Source organism: Arthrobacter sp. Hiyo1 (assembly GCF_001263615.2).
Classification (GTDB): Bacteria; Actinomycetota; Actinomycetes; order Actinomycetales; family Micrococcaceae; genus Arthrobacter.
Map to the genome: position 1 here is coordinate 252293 of NZ_DF952471.1, position 1825 is coordinate 254117.

General features: G+C 65.6%; 2 protein-coding genes. Both read right to left on the reverse strand.

Annotated elements, in window-relative coordinates:
* Positions 1 to 1390: GntP family permease (locus tag AHiyo1_RS12720; protein ID WP_059388809.1), on the reverse strand; the 1390-nt coding region annotated here is incomplete at its 3' end.
* Positions 1391 to 1412: 22 nt separating this feature from the next.
* Positions 1413 to 1825 (reverse strand): bifunctional 4-hydroxy-2-oxoglutarate aldolase/2-dehydro-3-deoxy-phosphogluconate aldolase (locus tag AHiyo1_RS12725; RefSeq protein ID WP_445286218.1); only part of this gene is annotated, 413 nt, incomplete at its 5' end.

Here is a 1825-nt window from a genome sequence, read left to right on the forward strand (position 1 = left end):
CCCCGAACTGGTACAGCAGCGCCGCCATGCCGAAGCCCACTACCGAGAGCACGGTCTCCAGCACCGTCCACGTCTTCAGGGTGTCCTTGACTGACATGTTGAAGTACTTGGAGATGATCCAGAATCCGCCGTCGTTCACGTGGCTGGCGATGATGGAGCCGGAGGAGATGGCCATGACAATCAGGGCCAATTGCGGCTGCGAATAGTGTCCGGCCGTGAGCGCCGGGGCCAGGATGCCGCCGGTGGTCACGATCGCGACCGTGGCCGAGCCCTGGGCGAGGCGCATGCCGCAGGCGATCACGTAAGCGGACACGATCACCGGCAGCCCGGCCTTGGCCAAAGTGTCCGCCACCGCGTTGCCCACCCCGGTTGCCGAGAGCACGGCGCCGAAGAATGCGCCGGCTCCAACAACAAGCAGGATCATGCCGACCGGCTTCAGCGAGGCCGAGCTCAGTTCGGAGAGGTCCTTGGCGCTCATGCCCCGGCGCGTGCCCAGGAGCCACATGGAGAGTGCAACGGCAACGGTGAGCGCAATGGCCGGGTTGCCGAAGAACACGAGCGCATCGCGGAAACCACCGGCGGGCAGGAAGACATTGCCGAAGGTGGCGCCAAGGATCAGGAGCATCGGCAGGCCGATGGCAAGGGCAACGACGCTCATAGGCGGCTCGTGGCCCACGGCTTCCTCTGCCTCCGGGATCACGCGGTCCTCCGGAACGGACACTTGCACGCGCTTGCCGATCCACTGGCCCCAGAGAATGCCGGAAGCGAACCAAGCGGGGATACCGCAGGCGAGGCCCATGATGATGATCCAGCCAAGTTCAACGTGGAACAGGCCAGCCGCTGCCACGGGACCCGGGTGCGGTGGCAGGAAGGCGTGGGTCACCGAGAGGCCGGCGAGGAGCGGCAAGGCATACAGAATCAGGGACTTCCCGCCGCGTACCGCCGCCACGTAGACGAGGGGTGCGAGCACGAAAATACCGATGTCGAAGAAGACCGGAATGCCGAGGACAAAACCGGTGACGCCCATGGCCAGCGGCGTTCCCTTTTCGCCGAAGATCTTCACGAGCCTGCCCAGCAGGACCTCCGCACCACCGGAACGTTCCAGGATAGCGCCAAGGACGGTGCCCAGGCCGATGATCAACGTGATGTGTCCGAGGATCCCGGCGAAGCCCTTCTCGATGAGGGCGTCACCGCTCTTGATCGGCGAGCCGACGAGGGCATCGATGCTCACGCCGCCCGCCAGCGCGACGAGCACGCTGGTACCCACCAAGGCAATGAACGGTTCTACCTTGACTTTGATGATCAGAAACAACAGGAGGGCAATGCCGGCCCCTGCCAGGAGAAGCAGGCCGGCGGTATCGTGCCGCAGCCAGTTCAGGAATTCATTCATGGAGGTTACTTTCTGGGGATTCCTACGCGAGGGTGGCGGTGAAGGCGGCGGCCCTGGCCGAAATGTCAGCCCAGTCGCCTGCGGCCACGGCGGAGGGAGGGACCACGCTGGTTCCACAGCAGACCGCTGCGGCGCCGGCGTCGAGATAGCTCTTGGCGTTAGAGGCGTCGATCCCGCCGGAGGGCAGAAGCCGGATGCCAGGGTAGGGACCCTGGAGATCCTTGAGGTAGGCCGGGCCGAGCTGCCTGGCCGGGAAGATCTTGACTGCCGCGGAACCGAGGTCAAGGGCCTGCGCAACCTCCGTGGGTGTCATGGCGCCCAAACTGAAGGGAATACCGGCGGCCGCAGCCACCGCCGCAACCTCGGGGCGAAGGCCGGGCGTCACCAGGAACCGGGCACCGGCGTCGATTGCTGCCCTTGCCTGCTCGGCCGTCA